Raw genomic sequence first — 2,770 nt, 5'->3', positions numbered from 1 at the left:
TCTTTTTTAGTTTCAACTTCGACCATTACCTTGCTTGAAGTTCTGGTTTATCCCATGCGTGCAGGTAATTATTCTCTGGCATCTGAATATAAGGATATCCTGCTGCATTCAAAAATGATAACCGTTGAAATTTCTCATTCTATCTCAGAGCGTGCTGCAGGCCTAAGAGCAAAACATAATATTAGAACTCCAGATGCATTACAAATTTGTGCAGCCATTGAAACGGGAGCAGACTACTTTCTCTCGAACGATCTCAGGCTGCCAGATATCCCTTCAATTAAGATAATCACCCTTGATAGTCTGATTTAATCAGCAGCTTGCCGGCCCCGCAAACGGCAGGGTAACGCAAATACCGCGCGTTCTGGACAGTATGACTATTGACATTATGCGCTTTGCCGGAAGTGTAAAACCAATACCCTTCATTTTACACTTCGCGTCAAGCGCAAAGTGTAAAACAAGCTTAAAGGCCATACTTTCTTTTGAAAACGGAAACCGCCCATCTCATGCCCTGAAGGGCCAGAGGTATGAGCTTTCTTCTTATCGTACAGGCTATTACTACTTACTTCCTTGGCGGGAGCATGACATAAGGTGACACTGGGGTCAGCCCCTTATCCTCTCTTGCATCATTTTTGGGAAAAGTGACACCTGTCCTTGGCCGGTACAGACGCCATAGAGGCATACCCGGTTGGACAGTGTTCAATCAGGTAAGTTTCAGGATGGCAACGATCAGTCCGCCCACGGTTACGGTAGTCCCGAAGGACCAGATCAGCAGGCGGTCCATGCGCTTGGTAAGGGCCAGAAAGCGCTGGTCAGCCTGTTCAAAACGCTTATCCACTTGTTCAAAACGAGAATTCATGTCCTGGCGCATATCTTCAAAGCGCCTGTCCATCTGTTCAAAACGCAAATGCATGTCCTGGCGCATTTCTTCAAAGCGCTTATCAACCTGCTCAAAGCGCGCATTCATGTCCTGGCGCATCTCTTCAAAGCGCTTATCCACTTGCTCAAAGCGCTTATCCACTTGTTGAAAGCGCTTATCCACCTGTTCAAAGCGCTTGTCCATCTGTTCGATGATATACTGAATCAGCTCCCTCTGATTTCTCAGTTCCTCCTCCACCCGGACCATGCGCTCCCGCAGCTCGATTTCATAGACCATGGGCGGCTTGCCCAGGCTCTGCTCCGCCAGCCACTGGGACATATGCTCCTTCAGAAAGCTGATCTGTTCTTGAGTAAAAGGCTCTGTGGACATGGACATCTCCTGTTCTCATATTTTATAAACCAGACTCAGGAAGCATGCAAGCCCTTTCTTTCCCTACGTCCAATGCAGTGAAACAGGGAGGCGGAAACAGTTCCCTATCCTTTATTCCAGTGCTCCTCGGCCTTTGGTGATAGTGCAGTCGGCTGCAGGACAACACCCTCCTCCTGCAGCCGCCCCTCACATGCCCTGCAGGGCCAGAAAGATGAGCAGCAGCCCGCCCAGGGCAGCCAGAAGACCAAAGACCCTGGGGTGCCTTGCCGTCAGGTTCAGGTAGCCCTGGCGCAGGCGCTTAAGCAGGTTTATTATATCCTCTTTACTGATAAAACGGTTGGATTTTTTTTCCAGGGGCTTTAGCGCGCTGGGCCTTATGGTCACCACGACCCCGATGACTGCTATGGCCGCTCCAAAAATAAAGAAAACCACGGTCAGGGCCTGATAGAAAACAAGTAAGGAATTCTCTGCGGGAGCGGATCCGGACAGAAGCCAGGCTGCAAAACACAAGAGAACTCCCCCCAGGACGGTCACGGGGCCGGTGATCCTGTGGTGGCGGTAATAATAGCGCTCCAGGCGGATGCTTGGATTGACCGCCTGCAACGCTTGACGCACGGGGAGACTAAGCCTGTTCACCGCGCCGGGCCGCACGAGAACCACAATCCCGCAGGCCAGGGCCAGCAGGCCGGCTGTAAGAAAAAGCAGGCTAAGGATCAATGTTTAAGCCTCACAGGGTTATGTCCGGAGTCACCGGGGATCACGCGCTGACAGCAGTGCAATCAAAAGCTGGAATACAGCAGGCAGCCACAAACCTGCCCGGGCTGGACATGTACAGCATTCAATGTCCCTGAGACATCCATAATATGCAGGATGACACAAGAAGTGTTCTATTTAATCCCTGGCTCATAGTAAAGCAGGTTTTTTAGCCCATGACAATTGATGTGATTGTTGTGACAGAAACGTGAATCTGTCCTGTTTTTTGATCTGCTCCCAAGGGTATTGTGAGCGTCCATTTAACCCCATCTTTTTTTCTCCGTCTGAATAGTTACCACCAAATCAAGCTTAGACAGAGATGTATTCAGACAAATCGAATCCGTCTTCCAGAGGATTGAGCACGACAATCCCGGCATAATACTGAGCAATGCTCAAGTCTTCCGAAAAAATGACCTCACAGTCGGCACTTTCAGCAGCAGCTATTATCCCCGCGTCCCAAAAAGAGATTTGATAGGATTTGGAAAGCTCTACAGCGCGGCGGACCAACCTGGGTGCCGGCGTTACCATTCTCAGGATTTCAAGGAGCCTGAGCTGTCTCATGACCACCGGAGTATCCTGATTGAGTTTTTTAAGAGCAATGTTTGCGTACTCCTGAAGAACCTGGATGGAGATAAACCCATTTCCGGCCCTCATGCAAGCGCTGATGGTCTCTATAGCCCGCGATTGCCTGGACTTGGCCCGGGTGTCATTGGCATAGACCACAATGTTGGAATCTATGAAACACCTTTTCATGGCCCGTCTTCCCCCCGG

General features: G+C 50.1%; 4 protein-coding genes. 1 reads left to right on the top strand and 3 read right to left on the bottom strand.

Features of this window, described 5'->3' with window-relative positions; translation table 11 throughout:
- On the top strand, window positions 1–309 hold a 309-nt coding region (locus D5S03_RS05830; protein ID WP_287042989.1), incomplete at its 5' end, for a type II toxin-antitoxin system VapC family toxin.
- A 391-nt stretch (window positions 310–700) separates the two neighbouring features.
- Here D5S03_RS05830 and D5S03_RS05825 read toward each other — a convergent pair.
- The 3 genes from D5S03_RS05825 to D5S03_RS05815 all read right to left on the bottom strand — a co-directional run.
- Window positions 701–1,246 carry a hypothetical protein gene (locus tag D5S03_RS05825; RefSeq protein WP_008870763.1) on the bottom strand — a complete coding sequence of 182 codons (546 nt, stop codon included), beginning with the start codon at window positions 1,244–1,246 and terminating at the stop codon, window positions 701–703.
- Window positions 1,247–1,432: 186 nt separating this feature from the next.
- Complete coding sequence (locus D5S03_RS05820; RefSeq protein ID WP_008870777.1) at window positions 1,433–1,963, bottom strand: hypothetical protein; 531 nt, start codon at window positions 1,961–1,963, stop codon at window positions 1,433–1,435.
- Between the two features lie 345 nt (window positions 1,964–2,308).
- A partial coding sequence (locus D5S03_RS05815) for a PIN domain-containing protein (protein WP_287042987.1) occupies window positions 2,309–2,770 on the bottom strand: 462 nt, incomplete at its 5' end.

The sequence above is a fragment of the Desulfonatronospira sp. MSAO_Bac3 genome, from assembly GCF_003838035.1.
GTDB classification, from domain to species: Bacteria; Desulfobacterota; Desulfovibrionia; order Desulfovibrionales; family Desulfonatronovibrionaceae; genus Desulfonatronospira; species Desulfonatronospira thiodismutans.
This window is presented reverse-complemented; position numbering and strand designations above follow the sequence as displayed.

Coding starts and splice junctions, on each gene's coding strand:
- D5S03_RS05825 (WP_008870763.1), bottom strand. CDS start 1,246: ATGTCCACAGAGCCTTTTACTCAAGAACAGATCAGCTTTCTGAAGGAG.